16 protein-coding genes are annotated in these 19,190 nt (G+C 68.3%); 9 read left to right on the top strand and 7 right to left on the bottom strand.

Annotated elements, in window-relative coordinates; genetic code table 11:
- Positions 1 to 72: 72 nt before the first annotated feature.
- Positions 73 to 1,911, bottom strand: coding sequence for a DEAD/DEAH box helicase (locus tag NJQ98_RS03695; RefSeq protein ID WP_262175810.1), 1,839 nt, complete (start codon positions 1,909 to 1,911; stop codon positions 73 to 75).
- A gap of 101 nt (positions 1,912 to 2,012) precedes the next feature.
- Here NJQ98_RS03695 and NJQ98_RS03690 point away from each other — a divergent pair, with 101 nt between their 5' ends.
- Complete coding sequence (locus NJQ98_RS03690; protein WP_262175809.1) at positions 2,013 to 2,189, top strand: hypothetical protein; 177 nt, start codon at positions 2,013 to 2,015, stop codon at positions 2,187 to 2,189.
- 111 nt (positions 2,190 to 2,300) lie between these two features.
- On the top strand, positions 2,301 to 2,510 hold the full coding sequence (locus NJQ98_RS03685; RefSeq protein WP_277540443.1) for a hypothetical protein: 210 nt from the start codon (positions 2,301 to 2,303) through the stop codon (positions 2,508 to 2,510).
- Positions 2,511 to 2,649: 139 nt separating this feature from the next.
- On the opposite strand, the gene NJQ98_RS03680 is transcribed toward NJQ98_RS03685, so the two are convergent.
- Positions 2,650 to 3,699 carry a glycosyltransferase gene (locus tag NJQ98_RS03680; protein ID WP_262175804.1) on the bottom strand — a complete coding sequence of 350 codons (1,050 nt, stop codon included), beginning with the start codon at positions 3,697 to 3,699 and terminating at the stop codon, positions 2,650 to 2,652.
- A gap of 229 nt (positions 3,700 to 3,928) precedes the next feature.
- On the opposite strand from NJQ98_RS03680, the gene NJQ98_RS03675 reads away from it, so the two are divergent.
- Both NJQ98_RS03675 and NJQ98_RS03670 read left to right on the top strand, forming a co-directional pair.
- Positions 3,929 to 5,674 carry a S9 family peptidase gene (locus NJQ98_RS03675; RefSeq protein ID WP_262178726.1) on the top strand — a complete coding sequence of 582 codons (1,746 nt, stop codon included), beginning with the start codon at positions 3,929 to 3,931 and terminating at the stop codon, positions 5,672 to 5,674.
- A gap of 82 nt (positions 5,675 to 5,756) precedes the next feature.
- Positions 5,757 to 6,242: an NUDIX hydrolase gene (locus tag NJQ98_RS03670; RefSeq protein ID WP_262175801.1), complete on the top strand. Its 486-nt coding sequence runs from the start codon at positions 5,757 to 5,759 to the stop codon at positions 6,240 to 6,242.
- Positions 6,243 to 6,366: 124 nt separating this feature from the next.
- Here NJQ98_RS03670 and NJQ98_RS03665 read toward each other — a convergent pair whose 3' ends face one another.
- Complete coding sequence (locus NJQ98_RS03665; protein ID WP_262175800.1) at positions 6,367 to 7,425, bottom strand: NAD(P)-dependent glycerol-1-phosphate dehydrogenase; 1,059 nt, start codon at positions 7,423 to 7,425, stop codon at positions 6,367 to 6,369.
- Between the two features lie 353 nt (positions 7,426 to 7,778).
- Here NJQ98_RS03665 and NJQ98_RS03660 point away from each other — a divergent pair, with 353 nt between their 5' ends.
- A complete protein-coding gene (locus tag NJQ98_RS03660; protein ID WP_262175798.1) occupies positions 7,779 to 8,867 on the top strand; it encodes a DUF7973 family transport facilitator in 1,089 nt (362 codons plus the stop codon).
- A 50-nt stretch (positions 8,868 to 8,917) separates the two neighbouring features.
- Here NJQ98_RS03660 and gltB read toward each other — a convergent pair whose 3' ends face one another.
- Positions 8,918 to 13,471, bottom strand: coding sequence for a glutamate synthase large subunit (gene gltB / locus NJQ98_RS03655; RefSeq protein WP_262175796.1), 4,554 nt, complete (start codon positions 13,469 to 13,471; stop codon positions 8,918 to 8,920).
- A 184-nt stretch (positions 13,472 to 13,655) separates the two neighbouring features.
- Positions 13,656 to 14,072: a CBS domain-containing protein gene (locus NJQ98_RS03650; protein WP_262175794.1), complete on the bottom strand. Its 417-nt coding sequence runs from the start codon at positions 14,070 to 14,072 to the stop codon at positions 13,656 to 13,658.
- 314 nt (positions 14,073 to 14,386) lie between these two features.
- Between NJQ98_RS03650 and NJQ98_RS03645 the strand changes: the two genes are divergently transcribed.
- Positions 14,387 to 14,560, top strand: coding sequence for a hypothetical protein (locus NJQ98_RS03645; protein WP_262175793.1), 174 nt, complete (start codon positions 14,387 to 14,389; stop codon positions 14,558 to 14,560).
- A 52-nt stretch (positions 14,561 to 14,612) separates the two neighbouring features.
- Here NJQ98_RS03645 and proS read toward each other — a convergent pair whose 3' ends face one another.
- Both proS and NJQ98_RS03635 read right to left on the bottom strand, forming a co-directional pair.
- Complete coding sequence (gene proS, locus NJQ98_RS03640; protein WP_262175792.1) at positions 14,613 to 16,067, bottom strand: proline--tRNA ligase; 1,455 nt, start codon at positions 16,065 to 16,067, stop codon at positions 14,613 to 14,615.
- Between the two features lie 48 nt (positions 16,068 to 16,115).
- Positions 16,116 to 16,841 (bottom strand): ATP-grasp domain-containing protein, encoded by a 726-nt coding sequence (locus NJQ98_RS03635; RefSeq protein WP_262175791.1) that lies wholly within the window; start codon positions 16,839 to 16,841, stop codon positions 16,116 to 16,118.
- A 78-nt stretch (positions 16,842 to 16,919) separates the two neighbouring features.
- Between NJQ98_RS03635 and NJQ98_RS03630 the strand changes: the two genes are divergently transcribed.
- From NJQ98_RS03630 to NJQ98_RS03620, 3 genes are all read left to right on the top strand, one after another.
- Entirely contained in the window at positions 16,920 to 17,255 is a 336-nt protein-coding gene (locus NJQ98_RS03630; protein WP_262175790.1) for a DUF7471 family protein, read from the top strand.
- A complete protein-coding gene (locus NJQ98_RS03625) occupies positions 17,252 to 17,764 on the top strand; it encodes a winged helix-turn-helix transcriptional regulator (protein WP_262175788.1) in 513 nt (170 codons plus the stop codon). Before NJQ98_RS03630 ends, NJQ98_RS03625 begins: the two co-directional genes overlap by 4 nt.
- Positions 17,765 to 17,904: 140 nt before the next feature.
- Entirely contained in the window at positions 17,905 to 19,173 is a 1,269-nt protein-coding gene (locus NJQ98_RS03620; protein WP_262175787.1) for a DUF7405 family protein, read from the top strand.
- The last annotated feature ends 17 nt before the right edge of the window (positions 19,174 to 19,190 follow it).

Raw genomic sequence — 19,190 nt, 5'->3', positions numbered from 1 at the left:
GGTAAACTGAGCGGCCAGATACGGTCGGGTAGCGCCCAGCGGCGTATCATTTCCCGACGCTTCGTAACGCGGTCACTCGGTTTCGGGCTCTACGGCGTGTGCGTCCTGTTCGGTGACCTGGATGCCCTTCGAAGCCAGGTGGCGCATCTGCCGGCGGACGAAGTCCTCCTCGGTCGTCCCGCGGGTCGCCAGCACGACCATCCGGGCGTCGCCGGCGGGGCGCATCGTCCGGCCGGCCCGCTGGGCGCCCTGTCGGCGGGAGCCGCCCAGTCCAGAGGCCACGACGGCGAGTTCGGCGTCGGGCAGGTCGATGCCCTCGTCGCCCACGCGGGAGACGACCAGGGTGTCCTGCTCGCCCCGGCGGAAGGCCTCGAACAGCCGCTCGCGCTCGGCGTGGCGCGTCTCGCCGCTGATGAAGGGCGCGCCGATGGCCTCGCTGATGGCCTCGCCGTCGTCCAGATACTCCACGAAGACGAGCGCCTTCGCCTCCGGGTGCTGGGCGAGCGTGTAGCGTATCTCGTCGATTTTCCCGGTGTTACCCGCCGCGGCCTGCCGGCGGTCGTGGCCCGACGTGGCGGCGTACTCCGTGCGCTCGTCCTCGCTTCCCCACGGGACCAGCCGAATCTCGACCTCCGGCTCGGCGACGTACCCCTCGTCGAAGAGCTTCCCCCAGTCGGTGCCGATGGGCGGCCCGACGAGGGTGAATATCTCCTCCTCGTCGTCGCTCTCGCGGGTCGGCGTCGCCGTGAGCCCGAGCCGGTGTTTGGTCTGGAGGTTCGCGCTCCGGCGGTAGATGGGCGCCGGGACGTGGTGGACCTCGTCGAACACCACGAGCCCCCACTTGCGCTGGTCGAACAGCTTCCGGTGGCGGTCCATCCCGGCGGTGCGGTAGGTCGCGATGGTGACCGGGCGAATCTCCTTCTCGCCGCCGTGGTACTCGCCGATGTCGTCGTCGGTTAGCGTCGTGTGGCGGACCAGTTCGTCGCGCCACTGGGTGGCAAGCTCCCTCGACGGCACCAGTATCAGCGTCTCCCCGCCGACGGCGGCCATCGCGCCCATCGCCGCGACGGTCTTGCCCGACCCGGGCGGTCCGACGAACACGCCCGAGCCCTGTTCGGTGAACCGCTCGACCCAGTCGGCCTGGTAGTCCCGCAGACGGAGTCGAAGCTCCATCTCCAGGGGTTCGCCGGTCGCCAGCTCCCGGTCGTCACGGACCGGATAGCCGGCCTCGTACAGCGTCCGCTTGACCTGAGCGGTGGCGTCGGCGTCGACCCACGACTCCGAGTCGGAGATGGGGGCCCGCAGCAGGTCGTCGTCAAGCTTCGGGCGGGCGACGTTGCCCATCAGGTCGTCGCTCTCGGCTTCCAGCACCACGTAGCCGTCCTCGTGGGTGTACAGGCGGAACTTCCGGGCGCGTTCCCACTGGCTGGTCACCCACTCCTCCAGGTGGGTCGAGCGTTCCCCCAGGACGTCCCGCATCGTCGAGAGCAGCGCATCGAGGGTCTCGTGGGGGGCGGCCCAGATGTCGGCCTCGCGTAGCTCGTAGACGTAGCCGCCGGAACGGTTCGAGTCCCGCAGGCGGGCGAACTGCGAGAGCTGTGCGCGGGTGAACTGGTCCGGGTGTTCGACGACGACCTCGCGGCGGTCCGGGAAGAGGATGACGCGCTCGCGGTCGGTCACCTCGGCCACGTCGGTCGGGTACCAGACCGACTCGGTCTCGGTCACGTCCTGTCGCTGTATCTCGCCCTCGTCGGCCAGTGTCGCCAGGGCGTCGCGCGCTTCGTCGGGCGTCAGGTCCGTCTTGCGGGAGAGCTCGGTCGCCGTCAGATGGGGGCGACCCACGCCGTCGATGGCGTCGTACACCGCGTCGAGTTCGAGGCGGGCCTCGCTGTCCTCGGGTTCGGAAGTCACTACTCCCGACTGGGCGCCACAGCCCAAAACGGGTTTCGTCTGGCCGTGCCGCCGGACGGTCGACCCGTAGAGATTTCACGGCGGCGGGACAACGGGTCGCCGTGCCCGAACTGAACTGGGAGAACCCCTGGGTCTTCACGACCGTGAACGTCGTCGCGTGGGTCGTCATCTGGGGGGCGATACAGCTGCTCCTCTTCGACGGCGGGCTGTTCGAGGCGGTGCTGCAGGCCGGCCTGGCCGGCATCGCGTTCTCGGTCCTCTATCTGTATTTCCAGTGAGAGAACGTCGTAGCCAGTACAGACGGACGAGTCCTCCGACCGAGCAACAGCGGATGGGAGCCTGGGACAGCGGAAGAACGCTTATACTGGGGCCGGGCGGAGTAGTTCGAAATGTCCCAACCTGATTCCGATACGGGAGGGATGGGGTTCTCGCTCCGCAACGTGGCCTTGGTCGTCCTTGTCCTGGTCGCGTTTCACCTCGGACGGGGGTTGGCGCGGGGGCTCGTGGAGGGGAACTACGTGCGAGGAGTCTTCGGCTTGATACTCGCTCTCGCGCCGGTACTCTGGCTGCTGTCTGTGGTCAGACGGGCGTATTTTTGAACGGCTCTCGGAGGAGCCGTCGGTCGGAGCCGGATGGGTGACGCCCATACGATAGGCTTTGCGCCGCTCTACCGACCGATTCAGACGCTTCTCGTCGGCACGACGGATACATAGCGGGCCGTGGCCCCATCGGCGCGAGCTAGAACAGGCCGTACTCGTCGACTAACCGCTCGTACAGCGCCTCGTACTGCTCGACGACCGCGGCGTGGTCGTATTCGGCCAGCGATTCGTCGACGGTCCGGCGGTCCATGTCGGCCGAGGCGACGATGCTGTCGGCTATCTCCTGGGGCGTCGTCACGCGGAAGGCCCGGTCGCGGTGTTCGACGAGCTCGTGGGCGCTGGACTCGGCCTGATACTCCACGACGGCGATACAGCCACACGCCAGCGCCCACAGCAGCTCCGTCGCGAAGTACTCGCGCCACGCCGTCTGGACGAACACCTGGGCGCCCTTGTAGATGGCCAGCCGCCGCTCGCGGTCACACGAGCCGACGAAGTCGACCCGGTCGTCGATGCGGAGGTCGGCGGCCGCCCGCTCGTAGGTGTCGCGCTCGGGCCCGTCGCCGATGACCGTCGCCGACCACCCCTTCTGTCGGAGTTCGGCCAGCCCCAGGAACAGCGATTCGATGTTGGCGCTGTCGTCCAGCGGATGGGCGTACACCACGTCGACCTCCTCGGCCGGCTCCACGTCCCGGACGAGGTCCATGTCGATGCTCTCCGGGATGACGGTCGTCAGGTCGCTGTCGGCGCCGGCCTCCCAGAGCTCCGTCTGGACGAGTTCGGACGGCGTGACAAACTGATTGGCGGTCCCTATCGCCCGGGCCGACACGGACTCCTCGTGGTCGCCGAACCACTCGACGACCAGCTGCGCCCGGGCGAGTTTGGCACCGGCGTTGGCCGCCCGCAACACCGACGACGGCGTCGGGAAGGCGTGAACCACGTCGGGGCGGTACTTCGCCAAAAGCGCCGGCAGCCGCGTGCAGAACGACGTCTCCGCGGGCTCGACGGTGACCCCGCGGTAGGTCACCTCGTCGGGCTCGAACCGGCTCGCGTTGCCGCCCCACCACTGGGCACAGAAGACGGACACCTCGTGGCCGGCCTCGTTCAATGTCGCGGCGAGGCGCTCGATGTGGCGCCGTCCCTCGGTATCCCGGTGGTGGCTCGTCTCCATGACGACGACCGCGACGCGCATACCGGAGTCGAGAACGGGGCCGCTCAAAAACCCACCCCATATCAGTGACCGCCGTCCGAGCCGATTCGGACGGACAGGAACGGGCCGGACAGTTGAACGCATCGCCCCTGGGATGACGACCGAGAGCCCGCGGCATCGCCCAGCAAACGTTTTGCCCGAGCGACTACACCGGACGTGCGTGTACGACCTCGAACGGTATCTCAACGTCCGGAGCGCCTACGGGGCCTCGATGGGGCCCGACGGCCGTCTGGCCTTCCTGCTGAACACGACCGGCGTGGAACAGGTCTGGACGCTCGACGAGCCCGGCGCGTGGCCCGAACAGCGGACCTTCTACGACGAGCCGGTCGGCTTCGTCGACTACTCCCCGACGCGGTCCGAACTCGTCTTCGGGATGGACGAGGGGGGCAACGAGCGCACCCAGCTGTACCGCCTCGACGACGAAAGCGGCGCGGTCACGGAGCTGACGGCGATGCCCGACGCGAAACACCGGTGGGGCGGCTGGGGACCGGACGGTGACCGCTTCGCGTTCGCCTCGAACCGTCGCGACGAGTCGGTGTTCGACGTGTACGTCCAGGACCGCGACGCCACCGGCGAGGACGCGCGGCTGGTGTTCGAGGGCGACGGCTGGTTCACCGTCAGCGGCTTCTCGCCGGACGGGACCAAGGTCGCCATCAGCGAGGCCCACTCCAGTTTCGACCAGGACGTCTACGTCCTCGACGTCGAGTCGGGCGAACGCACCCACCTGACGCCACACGAGGGGTCGGTCCGGTATTCGAGCCTCTCCTGGGGCCCCGACAGCGAGGCGCTGTATCTGGTCACCGACGCCGAGAGCGACACGCTGGAGCTCGCGCGGCTCTCGCTCTCGGGCGACCTCGACGTCGTCCGCGAGGGCGGCGGGTGGAACATCGACGGCGTCTCGGTCGACCGCGAGAGCGGCCGGCTCGCCTACTCCCGGAACATCGAGGGGTACAACGAACTCAACGTCGGCGAACTGGCGGGGCCGACGACCGTCTCGGAGTTCCCGACGCCGGACCTCCCCGGCGGGCTGGCCGGCGGCGTGTCGTGGGGGCCTGACGCCGACCGCTTCGCCGTCAGCGTCACCGGCCGCACCGTCAACACGAACGTCTTCGTCGTCGAGACGGCGACGGGTACGGCCGAGCGCTGGACCCACGCCTCGACGGCCGGAATCCCACAGGAGACGTTCGTCGAACCCGAGGTCGTCCGCTTCGAGAGCTTCGACGGCCGGGCGATTCCGGCCCTGTTCTCGCTGCCGGCGGGGGCCGACGGGGACGGCGACACGCCGGTCGTCGTCGACATCCACGGCGGCCCCGAGAGCCAGCGGCGGCCCTCCTTCGCCGGGCTAACCCAGTACTTCCTCTCGCGGGGTTACGCCGTCTTCGAGCCGAACGTCCGCGGGTCGACCGGCTACGGGAAGGCCTACACCCACCTCGACGACGTGGAAAAGCGGATGGACTCGGTGAAAGACGTCCGCGCGGGCGTCGACTGGCTCCACGACCACCCCGCCGTGGACCCCGACCGCATCGTCGCCATGGGCGGGTCCTACGGCGGGTTCATGGTGCTGGCGGCGCTCGCGGAGTACCCGTCGCTGTGGGCTGCCGGCGTCGACGTGGTCGGCATCGCGAACTTCGTCACGTTCCTCGAGAACACCGGCGAGTGGCGGCGGGAGCTCCGGGAGGCCGAGTACGGCTCGCTGTCGGAGGACCGCGACTTCCTCGAATCCATCTCGCCCATCAACAAGGCAGACCGCATCGAGGCCCCGCTTTTCGTCCTCCACGGCGCGAACGACCCGCGGGTCCCGGTCGGCGAGGCCGAACAGATCGCTGCGGAGGTCGCCGACCACGGCGTCCCCGTCGAGACGCTCGTCTTCGAGGACGAGGGCCACGGCATCAGCAAGCGCGAGAACCGTATCGAAGCCTACACCCGGGTCGTCGATTTCCTCGACGACCACGTCTGACCGCCTACCGTCGACAGAGGGTGCTTTCAGCCGTTGAAAACGATTGGGCGGCTTTATACTGGTCGGCTTTGACTGCCCCTCCATGGACGTAGCCAGCCGCTCCCGGTCCCGCGTCGAGGAGCGGTTGACGCGACTCGAAGAGCAGTTTGGAACGCTGGAGGTCACACAGACGACCTTCGAGGTGGGGCCACGCCGCTACCAGCGGGCCATCGAGAACTCCCGTGACGGCCAACTGGACGTCCGGGCGGTGGTGCGTGACGAGGACGGCGCGGTACTGCTACAGGAGGGCGACGGCGAGTGGCTGGTCCCCCGAGGTCAGACCAGAGTCGACGAACCCCTCTCGGGAGCGGTACAGCGCATCGTCTCCGAGACGGCCGACGTGGACTGTACCGTGACCGACGCCACCACGGCCAACATCCACGGAATCCGAAACAGCGACGACGAGGACGCCGACACCGTCTATCGGCTGTGTGTCGTCTTCACCGCCGAAGTCACCGAAGCGGACGTGCCGACCGGGGAGTCGCTCCGGTGGGACGCCGAGGCCGACGCCGTCAGCGAGCTGGTGTAGGCGAGGCCGCCGCTTCTCGCCGGTTCGTTTCACTTGCCTTCGGGTCGCGGAGCGAGCGTGCTACTGCTCTGCGGTTCCCTTCGGTCACCGCGTCGCTTTCGAGGTCTCTTTCCGGTCGATCTCGCTACACGACGCCCGTGACTGTCGCCGCCTCGATTGCGGCTTCTTCGCTCATCCCGTCGCCCAGGATGGTGTAGCGGTCCCGAATCTCGTGGGCCGTCGTCAGCGCCTCGATGACGGTGTCGCGGTCGATATCCAGGTCGGCCGCTGTCGTCGGCGCGCCGATGGCCGCCAGCGCGTCGCGCACGTCGCGCCAGCGCCCCTGGGGGCCGGTGTGGAGGTACTCGGTCATGACGGCGCCGACGCCGACCTGGTGGCCGTGCAGCGCCGCGCCCGGCGCGATGCGGTCGAGCTGGTGGGAAAAGAGGTGCTCCGCGCCGCTCGCCGGCCGGGAGGAGCCGGCGATGGACATCGCCACGCCCGAGGAGACGAGCGCTTTCACGACAATCCACGAAGACTCCTCCAGGTTGCGCTTGATGGAGTCGGCGTTCTCGACGAGCATCTCGGCGGTCATCTGGGAGAGCGCGCCGGCGTACTCCGAGTAGGGGACGTTTTTCAGCCGGTGAGCGAGCTCCCAGTCCCGGACGGCGGTGTAGTTCGAGATGATGTCGGCACAGCCGGCCGTCGTCAGCCGCCAGGGGGCCTCCGCGAGGACCTCCGTGTCCGCGACCACGGCCAGCGGCGGTTCCGCGGCGACGCTGTGGCGGGTGTCCTCCTCCGGAACCGACCCCCGTCCCGAGACGATGCCGTCGTGGCTGGCCGCCGTGGGAATCGAGATGAACCCGCGACCGATGTGGTCGGCCGCCATCTTCGCGATGTCGATTGCCTTCCCGCCGCCGACGCCGATGAGGAAGCCGGGGTCGACGTCCTCGGCGTGGCTGATCACCTCCTGGACGGCGTCGAAACTCGCCTCTTCGATGACGATTTCGGCCGGGTCGTACCCGGCCGCCGCGAACTGCTCTATGACCCGTTTTCCGGCGACCTCGTACGGTGTCGGGCTGGAGACGACGAGCGGCCGCCCGGTGAGGTGGAGCTCCTCGACGGCGTCCAGCGTCTGAGAGAGGACGCCGTGGCCCACCACGACGTTTCGCGGGAGACGTATCCACGTCGATTTGTCGAACATACAGCCACTTCCTCACCGGGATGGGAAAACGGTTTGTCCTCCGCCGGCGGCCCGGGAAAATGTATTGGTAAGCAACAAATTCACTATTGCTGATAAGAGTTATGTGGATTAATCGTGTCAGTCATTGACGTAGCGGCAGCGTCGGCTGTGACGACCCACCGCTGTGCCCCACGGCGCCGTGTGGCCGAGACGGAACGAACGACCGCACCCCCGACCGAAACCATGGCTGGCAAACACACGCGGACGGCCGCTGGCGAACCGCTATCCGACCACCACGACTCCGGCGGCAGGGCGAGTGGTTCACGGACACCGCCGAGCCAGTCGGCCCCGGCGGTACCGGGAGGTGACCCGCGGTGCTAGCGCCCGTGTTGCAGGTGCCGGTGCTGGACGTCAGCGTCACGGCGTTTCTCGTCCTCCTCGTCGCCTCCTTCGCCGGCGGGATGTTCGGCGCGGCCCTCGGGGCGCTCCCGGCCTTCATCTTCACCGGGTTCATGGTCATCGCCGGGGAGGCCATCAACATCCTGACGGCGCAGCTGGGCGAGGTGGCCGGTATCGCCACCGGCGACGTGGCCCCGAACGTCACCGGACTGGTCGCGTTCGGCCCGGTCTTTGGCCCCCACATCGCCTTCGCCGGCGGGGCGGCGGCGACCGCCTACGCCGCGAAGAACGGGAAGATGGACACGGGGTTCGACTACCACGAGGGGAAGAACATCCTCTATGCGTTCGGCACGGAGCCGGACATTCTCCTTGTCGGCGGCGTCTTCGGGGTCCTCGGGATGTTCATCCGCCAGCTGTCCGGCGGGCTGGCGCTCCCCTGGGACCCCATCGCCATGGGCGTCACGCTCTCGGCTGTGGCCCACCGGCTCGCCTTCGGCTACCCGCTCGTCGGCGAGGCCCGCGGCGACGGCCTGCTCGACATGAGCCCCTTCGCCCGCGGGGATACGCGAACGGCGGCGGGCGGTGACGTGGCGGCCGACGGCGGGGTCGAGGCGGACCGCCTCGCCGTCGAGCCGTGGCTCCCCCACCAGTACAAGTGGTCCGGCGTCGCGGTGCTGGGGCTGGCCGCGGGAATCCTGGGGGCGTACATCGCCCTGGTGACCGAGAGCTTCTTCCTCGGCTTCGGCATCAGCGCGGCCTCGCTGCTGTTCCTGAACCTGGGCGTCGAGAAGATACCGGTGACCCACCACATCACGCTGCCGGCGAGTACCGCGGCGCTGATACTGGGGTCGGGCCCGGACGCTCTGGTCGCGCTGGCCGTCGGCACCGTCTTCGGCGTCTACGGCGCGCTGGCCGGCGAGGTACACCAGCGGGTCTTCTACGCCCACAGCGACACCCACTGGGACCCGCCCGCGGCCGCTATCGTCGTGACGACCTTCACTATCGCCGTCCTGGCGATTATCGGCGTCTTCCCGGACAGCGGCTGGGTGCCCGTGCCGGTCTGACGGCTCCCGGCGTTTCCGGTGGGTAACCGCGGAGAAGTCGACGGGGCCGACTAGTCGTCCGAGGAGGCCGCGAAGTCCGCCTCGGTCCCGTCGTCGGTCGTCGGCGTGGCCGCCGCGGGCGGCTCGTTGCGCACGTCGTCGCGCTCGCGGTCGCTGATGACCTCGGCGTAGGCGTCGGGCATCACCATCGTGAAGTTCGACAGCTCCTCGTCCCAGTTCTCCAGCAGCGCCTTCGCCCGGTCGGAGTCGGTGTAGGCGGCGTGGTTCTCGACGAGGCGGGTTATCATCCCGCGGTCCTTCGCTTCGAGCGAGTCCCGGATGGAGACCATCCCGGTGTTCGCCTTCTCGGCGAACGTGCCGTCGGGGTCGTAGACGTAGGCAACGCCGCCGGACATCCCGGCCGCGAAGTTCTTGCCCGTCTCGCCCAGTACGACGATGGCGCCGCCGGTCATGTACTCACAGCCGTGGTCGCCGACGCCCTCGACGACGCCCTTGACGCCGGAGTTGCGGACGCCGAAGCGCTCGCCGGCCTGGCCGTTGACGTAGGCCTCGCCCTGGGTCGCGCCGTACAGCGCGACGTTGCCGATGACGATGTTGTCTGCGGCGTCGTAAGGCGCCTCGTTTGGCGTGTTGACGATGAGCTTCCCGCCCGAGAGCCCCTTGCCGACGTAGTCGTTGCCGGTACCGGTCAGCGCCATCGTCACGCCGCGTGCGAGGAAGGCGCCGAAGGACTGGCCGGCGGTGCCGTCGAAGTCCACCCGGACGGTGTCGTCGGGCAGTCCCTCACCGCCGTGTTCCCGACAGATGCGGTTCGACAGCGTCGCGCCGACCGCGCGGTCGACGTTGGTTATCTCGGTGTCGATAGCGACCGGGTCGCCGTTCTCGATGGCGTCCTCGGCCGCGTCGATGAGCTCCCAGTCGAGTTGCTCGTCGACCTCGTGGTCCTGCTCGCGCTGCTTGTAGCGGCCGTCGTCGCCGGCCGGCTCCGCGATGACCGACGAGAGGTCGAGCTTCTTCGCTTTGGCCTGTTTCACGTCGTCGCGCTGTTCGAGGACGCTGGCCTTGCCTATCATCTCGTCGACCGTCTCGAAGCCCAGCTCGGCCATTATCTCCCTCAGCTCCTGGGCGACGAAGGTCATGTAGTTGATGACGTGCTCGGGCTCGCCCGGGAACCGGCTCCGGAGGTTCTCGTTCTGCGTGGCGACGCCGACGGGGCAGGTGTTCTCGTGGCACTGGCGGGCCATCACACAGCCCGAAGTGACCATCGAGGCGGTCCCGAAGGCGTACCCCTCGGAGCCAAGCAGGGCGGCGACGGCCACGTCGCGGCCGGTCTTCATCCCGCCGTCGGAGTGGACCTCGATGCGCGAGCGCAGCCCCGTGGCCCGGAGCATCTGGTTGGCCTCCGCGACGCCAAGCTCCCAGGGGAGCCCGGCGTTCTTGATGGAGGTCTTGGGCGAGGCGCCCGTGCCGCCGTCGTGGCCCGAGATGTGGACCACGTCGGCGTTGGCCTTGGCGACGCCGGCCGCGACGGTCCCGATGCCGTCCTCGGCGACCAGCTTGACGTTGATGTCGGCCTCCGGGTTCGCCGCCTTCAGGTCGTGGATGAGCTGTTTGAGGTCCTCGATGGAGTAGATGTCGTGCAGCGGCGGCGGGGAGATGAGGCCGACGCCGGGGGTCGCGTACCGGACGTGGGCGATCATCTCGTTGACCTTCTTGCCGGGCAGATGGCCGCCCTCGCCGGGCTTCGAGCCCTGGGCCATCTTGATCTGGATCTCCTCGGCCTCCGAGAGGTACTCTGAGGTGACGCCGAAGCGGCCGGAGGCGACCTGCTTGGTCTTGCACTCCTTCTCGGTACCGAACCGCTCCGGGGGCTCGCCGCCCTCGCCGGTGTTGGCGTTGGTGCCGAGCCGGTTCATCGCGATGGCGTTGTTCTCGTGCATCTCCGGGGAGAGCGAGCCAAGCGACATCGCGGCCGTCTCGAAGCGGTCGACGATGTCCTCGATGGGTTCGACATCCTCGATGTCGACGGGCTCGCGGTCGGAGTCAGTCTCAAGGAGCCCGCGAAGCGTCTGGAGCTGCTCGTTCTGGTCGTTGATGAGCTCCGCGAACTCCTTGTAGATGGAGTAGTCGCCCATGCGGACGGCCTGCTGTATCTTGCCGACCGTGTTGGGGTTCCACTGGTGGTGGATACCGTTCGAGCGGAACTCGTACTCGCCCTGACGGGGCATGTCCGGCTCCTCCTCGCTCCAGGCCACGTCGTGGCGCTGGAGGAGGTCCTCCTCGATTTCCTCGAGGCCGATACCCTCGGTCCGGCACGTGGTCCCCTCGAAGTACTCCGCGATGAAGTCGGAGGAGAGCCCGACGGCCTCGAATATCTGGGCGCCCTGGTAGGACTCCACCGTGGAGATGCCCATCTTGGCCATCGTCTTCAGCAGGCCGTCCTCGACGGCCGTGATGTACGCGTCGATGGCCTTGTCCAGGTCCGCGCCGTCGGGCCCGGCCACGAGGTCCTCGATTGTCTGGTAGGAGAGGTAGGGGTTGACCGCGCCGGCGCCGTAGCCGATGAGCGTCGCGAAGTGGTGGACGGCGCGGGGGTCGCCGGACTCGACGACGAGCCCGACGTGGTTGCGAAGCCCGTTGCGCACGAGGTGGTGGTGGATGCCACCGACCGCGAGCAGGGAGGGAATCGGGACGCGGTCCTCGCCGGCCGCGCGGTCCGAGAGGACGATGATGTCGTGTTCCTGGGCGGCGGCGTCGGCCTCCGCTCGTACGTCCTCGACGGCCTCGCGGAGGTCGGTCCCCCTCTCGTAGGTGATGTCGACGACCTTCGTCGACATGCCGTTCTCGTCTAAGTTCTTGATCGAGTCGGTCTCCTCGTCGGTGAGGATGGGGGAGTCAAGCACCAGCTGTCGGGCGTGGGCCTGGCTCTCTTCGAGCAGGTTGCGCTGGAAGCCCAGCCGCGACTCCAGCGAGGTGACGAGTTCCTCGCGGATGTAGTCCAGCGGCGGGTTGGTGACCTGTGCGAACAGCTGCTTGAAGTAGGTAAACAGCGGGCGGTTGAACTGCGACAGCACCGACAGCGGCGTGTCGTCGCCCATGGAGCCGACCGGGTCTTTCCCCTTCTCGGCCATCGGTTCGATGAGGTGGTCGACCTCGTCGTAGGTGTAGCCGTACATCGCCTGCTGGCTGCGCAGGCCGCCGACAGCGTCCTGTGGGGTGTTGTCCTCACGCGGGGCCACGTCGTCGAGGTGGAGCTGTTCGGCCTCGACCCACTCGCCGTACTTGTCGTCGGCGATGTCTTCGAACACTTCGGCGTCGGGGATGACGCGGCCCTCCTCGGGGTCGGCCAGGAAACACTGGCCCGGCTGGAGCCGGCCGCGCTCGGCTATGTCGCTCGGGTCGCTCTCCAGTGCGCCGGCCTCCGAGGACATGACGAGCGTGTTGTCCTCCAGGATGTCGTACCGGCACGGGCGCAGACCGTTGCGGTCGAGCACCGCGCCGATGCGCTCGCCGTCGGTCGCGGCCACGAGAGCGGGGCCGTCCCACGGCTCGACCAGCGAGGCGTGGTAGTCATAGAAGTCCCGGCGGTCGCCGGAGACGTCGTTCATCTCGCCGCGCCAGGCCTCGGGGATGAGCATTCGCAGGGCGTGGGGAAGGTCGCGACCGCCCTGCAGGAGCAGTTCCAGGGCGTTGTCGACGCTCGCGGTGTCGGACTGGGAGGGGTCGTCGATGATGGGCTTGACGCGGTCGATGTCACCCTCGAAGGTGTCGCTCGCGAGGTCCGTCTCGCGGGCGCGCATCCAGTTGATGTTGCCCTGGATGGTGTTGAACTCGCCGTTGTGAATGATTCGGCGGTATGGGTGTGCGAGGTGCCACGCCCCGAGCGTGTTCGTCGAGAAGCGGGCGTGGACCATCGCGAAAGTGGACTCGAAGCGGTCGTCGGAGAGGTCCGGGTAGTAGTCGAGCAGTTGCTCGGCCTTGAGCAGGCCCTTGTAGACGACGGTATCGGTGGCGAGCGAGACGACGTAGAAGCGGTCGTGGCCCGCCGGTTCCTCCGCCTCGACGGTGTTTTCGAGGGTGCGCCGGCCGACGTAGAGCCGGTTGTCGAGTTCCTCGCCGGTCGCGTCGTCCTCGGCGGTGACGACGAACTGGACGATTTCGGGCTCGGACTCCAGCGCCGTCGCACCCAGGTCGCTGTTGTCGGTGGGGACCGTTCGCCAGCCCAGCACGTCCAGCCCCTCGCCGGCCAGTTCCGTCTCGACGAGGGCCTTCAGGTCCGTCGCGGCCTCGTCGTCCTGTGGTAGAAAGAGCGTCCCGACCGCATACGCCCCCGGTTCGGGGAGGTCCGCATCCATCTCATCGGCGAAGAACTCGTGGGGGATTTGGAGCATGATGCCCGCGCCGTCGCCGGTGCCCTTCTCGGCGCCGGTGGTGCCGCGGTGTTCGAGGTTCTCCAGGAGTTCGAGCCCGTCGGCGACGGTGCTGTTGTCGCTCTCACCGTCCAAGTCCATCACGACGCCGACGCCGCAGTTCGACCGTTCGTCAGTCGGGTCTGCAAGCCCGGCCTCGCCCGCAGACTGGTTACTGATGTGTCGCTCAACCATGTGTGCGCGTCTCTAGTGGCGACTCCCATAAGAGGATGTTCATCAAGGGACTAGTGTTCCTAATCCCCCCATTAGGGGATTTATATTGTCCATAATCAACCGCGCTGTATAGCGGTTTGCGGGGGCGAGCGCGGGGACCGCCGGCTATCGGTCGCCGTCATATTTGCCGCTGTCAACCGTGGATTCAGGTCCACGCGCGGGTGGACTCGGCGTCCACTGCCCCCGCGAGATAGGCCGTCAGGTCCGTCGTCGTCACCATGCCCACGACGCCTTCCGTCTCGTCGACGACGGGGACGTGATGGATACCGTGTTCGATGAGGAGGTCCGCGACGTCGACGATGGACGCCTGGGCCGTCGTCGTCACCACGTCGGTCGTCATGTGGTCGGCGACCGAGAAGGCCCCCGCGGCCCGTTCTGCGGCGGCGATAGCGACGAAGTCCGTGGAGGTGAGAATCCCCACCGGCTGGTTGTCGTCGTCCGTGACGACGACGGAGCTAATCCCCTCTTCGAGCATCAGTGCGGCCGCCGCTTTCGCCGGCGTGTCGGCCGGGACGGTCGTGACGGGCGAAGTCATCAGGCTACCGACAAATACGTCGTCCATGGTCATTGTTCACATGCAGGTGTGCAAAAGCCTGTTGTTATGCGGCGGCTGTCCGGTGGCCGGAACGGCCCGCCCCGACAGCGCGCCCGGGGAACCGGTCCGAAACCTGTCATTTGTGGGATGGAACTGGCCGCTGTCTGCCGGTTGTCAGCCCCGAGTCTGACGCCGATTTATATCCCCCGAGGAGAGAGTCGCCCATGGGGGCACGGAGAAAGTCACACGCTCCCTCAGCCCCATCCCATCCTTCGTGAGGCTCTTTCAGAACCGGAAACCGCTGGTGTCGCTATAGATGGGTGGCGGCCCTAGTTCCGCACATGGACACGGCACTCTCCGGAAAACGCTCCCAAGCGCCGACCGACAGACGGTCCGACGACAGCCTCGGGTCCGACGCGGAGACGGATAGCAGTGACCCCGGCGAAGGGGACCCCTTCGATGACGACGAGGTCACGTCGGTCCTCGATGCGGCCTGGGAAGAAATCACGTCGTGAGAGGCCCGTTCGCCGGTGCGGGGAACCGCTCCGGCCGGGCAGCGGTCCGCTCTCAGTAGCTCTTCGCGAAGTAGGCAGTCTCTTCGGCGTCGTCGCCGCAGATGGCACACTCGTCGTGAACGGGTTCCTCGTCCCGGTCCAGGGGAACCATCACGATTTCGGCGGCGATGGCGTCCTTGATGGGGTCTTCGCAATCCTCGTCGCCACACCAACCACACTTCACGTAGCCGCCGTGCTGGCCGATGGTGCCCAGAATCTCCTCCCGGGAGTCGGCCTCCCGGATTTCGCCTTCGAGGGTCTCCTCGGCGCTGGCGTAGAGCTTGGCGTGGACGGTGTCCAGGTGGTCGGAGACGGTGTCGCCGATGCCCTCCCGGCCGACGGTCTCGCTCTCGCCGTCGGGCCGGTGGACCAGCGTCGCCTCGTCGTCCTCGACCTCGTGAGGCCCGACCTCGATACGAAGGGGAACGCCGTTGAGCTCGTGTTCGTTGTACTTGAAGCCGGGGTTGTAGTGGTCCCGGTCGTCGAGTTCGACCCGCACACCCGAATCTTCGAGGTCGACGGCGAGGTCGGCGGCGTACTCCTGGACCTCGTCTTTCGTGTCCTCCTGCCAGATGGGGACGATGACGACCTGGGTCGGCGCGACGGCGGGGGGCAGGACGAGCCCCTGGTCGTCGGAGTGGGTCATGATGAGCGCGCCCATCGCGCGCCAGGACAGTCCCCAGGAGGTCGTGTGGGCGACGTTGTCCTCCTCGTTCTCGTCGGCGTAGGTGATGTCGAAGGCCTCGGCGAACGACGTACCGAGATAGTGAGAGGTGCCGCCCTGGACGGTCTTGCCGTCGGGCATCAGCGCCTCGACCGTGGTGGTGGTGTGTGCGCCCGGGAACTTGTCGTGGGGCGGCTTGCGCCCCTCCATGACCGGTACCGCCATGACCTCCTCGTAGAGCCGCTTGTACTGTTCGAGGCGGGTCATCGTCTCGTCCCACGCGCCCTCCTGGTCGGTGTGGGCGGTGTGGCCCTCCTGCCAGAGGAACTCCTTGGTGCGGAAGAACGGCTTGGTCTCGGTGGCCTCCCACCGGACGACCGAACACCACTGGTTCAGTCTGAGGGGGAGGTCACGGTGCGAGCGGGTCCAGTCGGCCATGAAGGGCGCGATGATGGACTCGCTCGTCGGGCGAACCGCCAGCCGCTCCTCCAGTTCCTCGTGGCCGCCGTGGGTGACCCAGGCGACCTCGGGGTCGAACCCTTCGACGATGTCCTTCTCCCGTTCGAGGAAGCTCTCTGGGATGAACATCGGGAAGTAGCTGTTCTGGACACCGGTGTCCTTGAACCAGCCGTCGAGGTGGTTCTGGATGCGCTCCCAGACCGCGTAGCCGCGCGGTTTCGTGACGATGAACCCGCCCATCGGGGCGTAGTCCGCGAGGCCGGCCTTCTGGACGACCTCGGCGTACCACTCGCCGGGTGAATGCTCCTTGCTTTCCGTGATACCGAGATCCTGCTCGCCGCTCATTATCGGAGGGTGGCCCAGGGCGCACATAAACTCCCCGAAGGGGCCGTGTCAGGCCCCGATGGTCGTCAGCGACGCCACGGAGTCGGCCACCCGACGGTCCATGCCGGCGCCGGTGAAGGTCGGCATCGGCGTCGCGCGCACCGCGTAGAACTCGCCGCCCTCGCCCCTGGTGAAATCGACGGCGACGGCACGGGCGTCGAACTGCTCCAGCAGCTCCCGGACCGACGCGGCCAGCGACACGTCGACGTCGGTCCGCCGGAGGACGGACTCGTCGTCGACCAGTTCGGCCCGGAGCTCGACGGCGCGCATGTGGGTTTCCCGGCCGTCGTCGACCGCGTAGTAGCGGTGCTCAACCGGCTCCGCGCCGACCGCCTCGACGTGGAACGGCGCGGGGGCGTCGAGCGTGGTCGGCCCCTCCCAGGCGTACCACCGGCCGGGCTCGTACCCCTCGCCGGGGTCGTCGAACCTGACCTCGGGGACCCGACAGCCGGCGGCTTCGAGCGCCGAGAGCGCGACCAGCCGGGCCGAAAGCGCCACCGTCGCGCCGAAGCCGTTCCACGTCTGGACGCCGTTGGCGTCCGCGTACCGGAGCGCGGCGAGGGCGACCGGGTGGACCGTGCCGCCGACGAGGGCCGACAGCCCGTCGACGTCGGCGGGCGCGACCGAGTCGGACGGTCGGTGGAACTCGACCTCGAACCCCCGGGCGGCCAACCGCTCGGCCACGGGGCGAAACAGCGGGTGGTCCGGGTCGCAGACGAACCCGATACTGTCCATACCCGTCGCTCGAAGGGCGGGCGTAAAAAACTCCCCACGAACCGAACGAGTCAGGTGGATTGGGCCCGAAACACGACCATGATTGTGCCGGGTCACGTCGGCGGACACTGGGGGGCGCTCCACGTCGACTTCACGGCCGTGCTCGCGGTGTCTGCACTGACCACGGCGGCGCTCTGTCTGGCCGGCCTGACGGCCTACCGTCGGCGGGGGTCGCGGGCGTACCTGCTCGTCACGCTCGCCCTCGCGGCGCTCGTCGCACAGCCGGTACTGGGCGGGCTGGCGATGGTCGGCGCCGTCGGCCCCGCCGCCCATCACACGCTGGAACACGGGGCCGACGCCGTCGTCGTCCTGCTGGTCCTCGGAGCGGTGTACGACGCCCGCCGGACCGGCCGACGGCGGGAGGTGGAACGGTGAGCGAGACGCGGGCGCGGATTAGGCGGTACATAGAGCGGAAGCCGGGCGTCCACTTCCGGGCGCTGACGCGCGGGCTGGAGCTGGCGACGGGGCAAGTCCAGTACCACCTCGCCCGCCTGGAGGACGTCACGGAGGAGCGGGTCAACGGCCGGACCCACTACTACCCGCCGGGGTACGACGGGTGGGAGCGGACGGCGCTGGCGATGCTCCGGCGGGAGACCGCCCGCGACGTCGTCGTGGCGCTATACGATTCCAACGGGGCGCGACCCGACGCCGTCGCCGACCGGGTCGGTATCGCCCGGTCCACGCTGGAACACCACCTCGACGGGCTGGTGGCGGGCGACATCGTCCGGAAGGACCGGGAGGGGAACCGGGTCACGCTCTCGCTGTCCCGGCCCGACGAAACGGTGGCGCTGCTCCGGACGGTGGAACCGGGCCTCGCCGAGCGACTGACCGACCGATTCGAGCGGCTGGTCGATAGCTTGCTGGAGCCCCCGAATCGGGACTGATACCGCCGGCTGTACGTCCGTGGAGATATTCGGCGCCCCGGGTTCCGAAACCGGCCGTAATGGTACAGCCAGCAGTGTGCGGAACGCGTTCGTCCAGCGTACCAGAACCGAGTAATGCGGTGAGTCCCTAGGCCGGGCCGATGAGTGACCGTGGTATCTCCAGACGCGACTTCGCCAAAAGCGCCGTCGCCATCGGCGGGGCGTCGGCGCTTTCCGCCTGTCTCGACCGGTTCGGGTCGCCCGACGTCCCCGAGGGGACCGACCCCGCCGAGCTTCCGGCTCGACAGCACGCCTGGAACCAGGGGTTGCCGACGGACGACGCGGGCAACGAGCGGCTGGGGCGTCACCACGTCCTGCTCCTGCTCGATTACGAGCGCGACGGGACACCGACCGACGCCGACCGGACGCAGATCGCAGACGCCCTCCGCTCCCTGGAGCGGGCCTACGCCTGGCAGGCCGAGGGGCTCCAGTTCACGCTCGGCTACAGCCCGGCGTACTTCGAACGGTTCGGGAGCGGCCCGGCCGGCGTCGACCTCCCCGAGCCGGCGGCGCTGGCCCCCTTCGAGGACCCCGAGTTCGACACGCCCGACGCTCTGTTGCATCTGGCCAGCGACTACGAACAGGTCGTCCTCGCGGCCGAAGAGGCGCTGAAGGGCGAACAGTCCACAGTCAACGACACCGAGATGGCGGCCTCCTTCGACGGCGTCTTCACCCAGGCCGACCGGCGCACCGGCTTCGTGGGGGCCGGTCTCCCCGCCGAGAACCAGGACGCCGACGGCATCCCCGATTCGGAGCCGGTGCCCGAGGACGCCCCGCTGTTCATGGGCTTCAAGTCCGGGTTCAAGGAGAACCAGGCCAGCGAGGACAGCGTCACAATCGAGTCGGGCCCCTTCGCCGGCGGGTCGACCCAGCACCTCTCGCACATCCGGCTACAGCTCCAGCAGTGGTACGAGCAGGACTCCCGGGACCAGCGCGTCTCGAAGATGTTCTGTCCCGCCCACGCCGACGAGGGGAAAGTCGACGGCGTCGGCGAGAACCTCGGTACCGACAGCGGCGTCGGCGAGTGTGCCGAGGACGTGGTCGAGAACAGCCGGACCGAGGGCGTCGCCGGCCACGCGCAGAAGGCCGCCCGGGCCCGGGACGACAGCGACACGCCGGTCATCCTCCGGCGGGACTTCGACTCGACCAACGGCGGTCAGGCGGGGGTCCACTTCCTCTCCCTACAGCGCTCTATCGCCGACTTCGTCGCCACGAAGTCGATGATGAACGGTACCGACGTGGCCGACGGGTCCTCGGTCGGCCAACGGGTCAACAACGGCATTCTCCAGTACATGCGTGTCGAGCGCCGCGGGAACTACCTGCTACCCCCTCGCGACCTGCGGGCGCTGCCACCGGCCGAACCCGCCTGAGGCGGCCCTCTGCATCG

It is taken from the genome of Haloarcula laminariae (genome assembly GCF_025457605.1).
Lineage (GTDB): Archaea > Halobacteriota > Halobacteria > Halobacteriales > Haloarculaceae > Haloarcula > Haloarcula laminariae.
The sequence above is the reverse complement of the archived record's forward strand: the minus strand, read 5'-3'. Positions and strand labels throughout refer to the sequence as shown.

What these genes read in the sequence shown, in the direction of transcription:
- NJQ98_RS03645 (WP_262175793.1), top strand. Translation starts at nt 14,387, where the DNA reads ATGGACACGGCACTCTCCGGAAAACGCTCCCAAGCGCCGACCGACAGA.
- NJQ98_RS03680 (WP_262175804.1), bottom strand. Translation starts at nt 3,699, where the DNA reads ATGCGCGTCGCGGTCGTCGTCATGGAGACGAGCCACCACCGGGATACC.
- NJQ98_RS03620 (WP_262175787.1), top strand. Translation starts at nt 17,905, where the DNA reads ATGAGTGACCGTGGTATCTCCAGACGCGACTTCGCCAAAAGCGCCGTC.
- NJQ98_RS03685 (WP_277540443.1), top strand. Translation starts at nt 2,301, where the DNA reads ATGTCCCAACCTGATTCCGATACGGGAGGGATGGGGTTCTCGCTCCGC.
- NJQ98_RS03675 (WP_262178726.1), top strand. Translation starts at nt 3,929, where the DNA reads ATGGGGCCCGACGGCCGTCTGGCCTTCCTGCTGAACACGACCGGCGTG.
- NJQ98_RS03670 (WP_262175801.1), top strand. Translation starts at nt 5,757, where the DNA reads ATGGACGTAGCCAGCCGCTCCCGGTCCCGCGTCGAGGAGCGGTTGACG.
- gltB (WP_262175796.1), bottom strand. Translation starts at nt 13,471, where the DNA reads ATGGTTGAGCGACACATCAGTAACCAGTCTGCGGGCGAGGCCGGGCTT.
- NJQ98_RS03630 (WP_262175790.1), top strand. Translation starts at nt 16,920, where the DNA reads ATGATTGTGCCGGGTCACGTCGGCGGACACTGGGGGGCGCTCCACGTC.
- NJQ98_RS03665 (WP_262175800.1), bottom strand. Translation starts at nt 7,425, where the DNA reads ATGTTCGACAAATCGACGTGGATACGTCTCCCGCGAAACGTCGTGGTG.
- NJQ98_RS03650 (WP_262175794.1), bottom strand. Translation starts at nt 14,072, where the DNA reads ATGGACGACGTATTTGTCGGTAGCCTGATGACTTCGCCCGTCACGACC.
- NJQ98_RS03635 (WP_262175791.1), bottom strand. Translation starts at nt 16,841, where the DNA reads ATGGACAGTATCGGGTTCGTCTGCGACCCGGACCACCCGCTGTTTCGC.
- proS (WP_262175792.1), bottom strand. Translation starts at nt 16,067, where the DNA reads ATGAGCGGCGAGCAGGATCTCGGTATCACGGAAAGCAAGGAGCATTCA.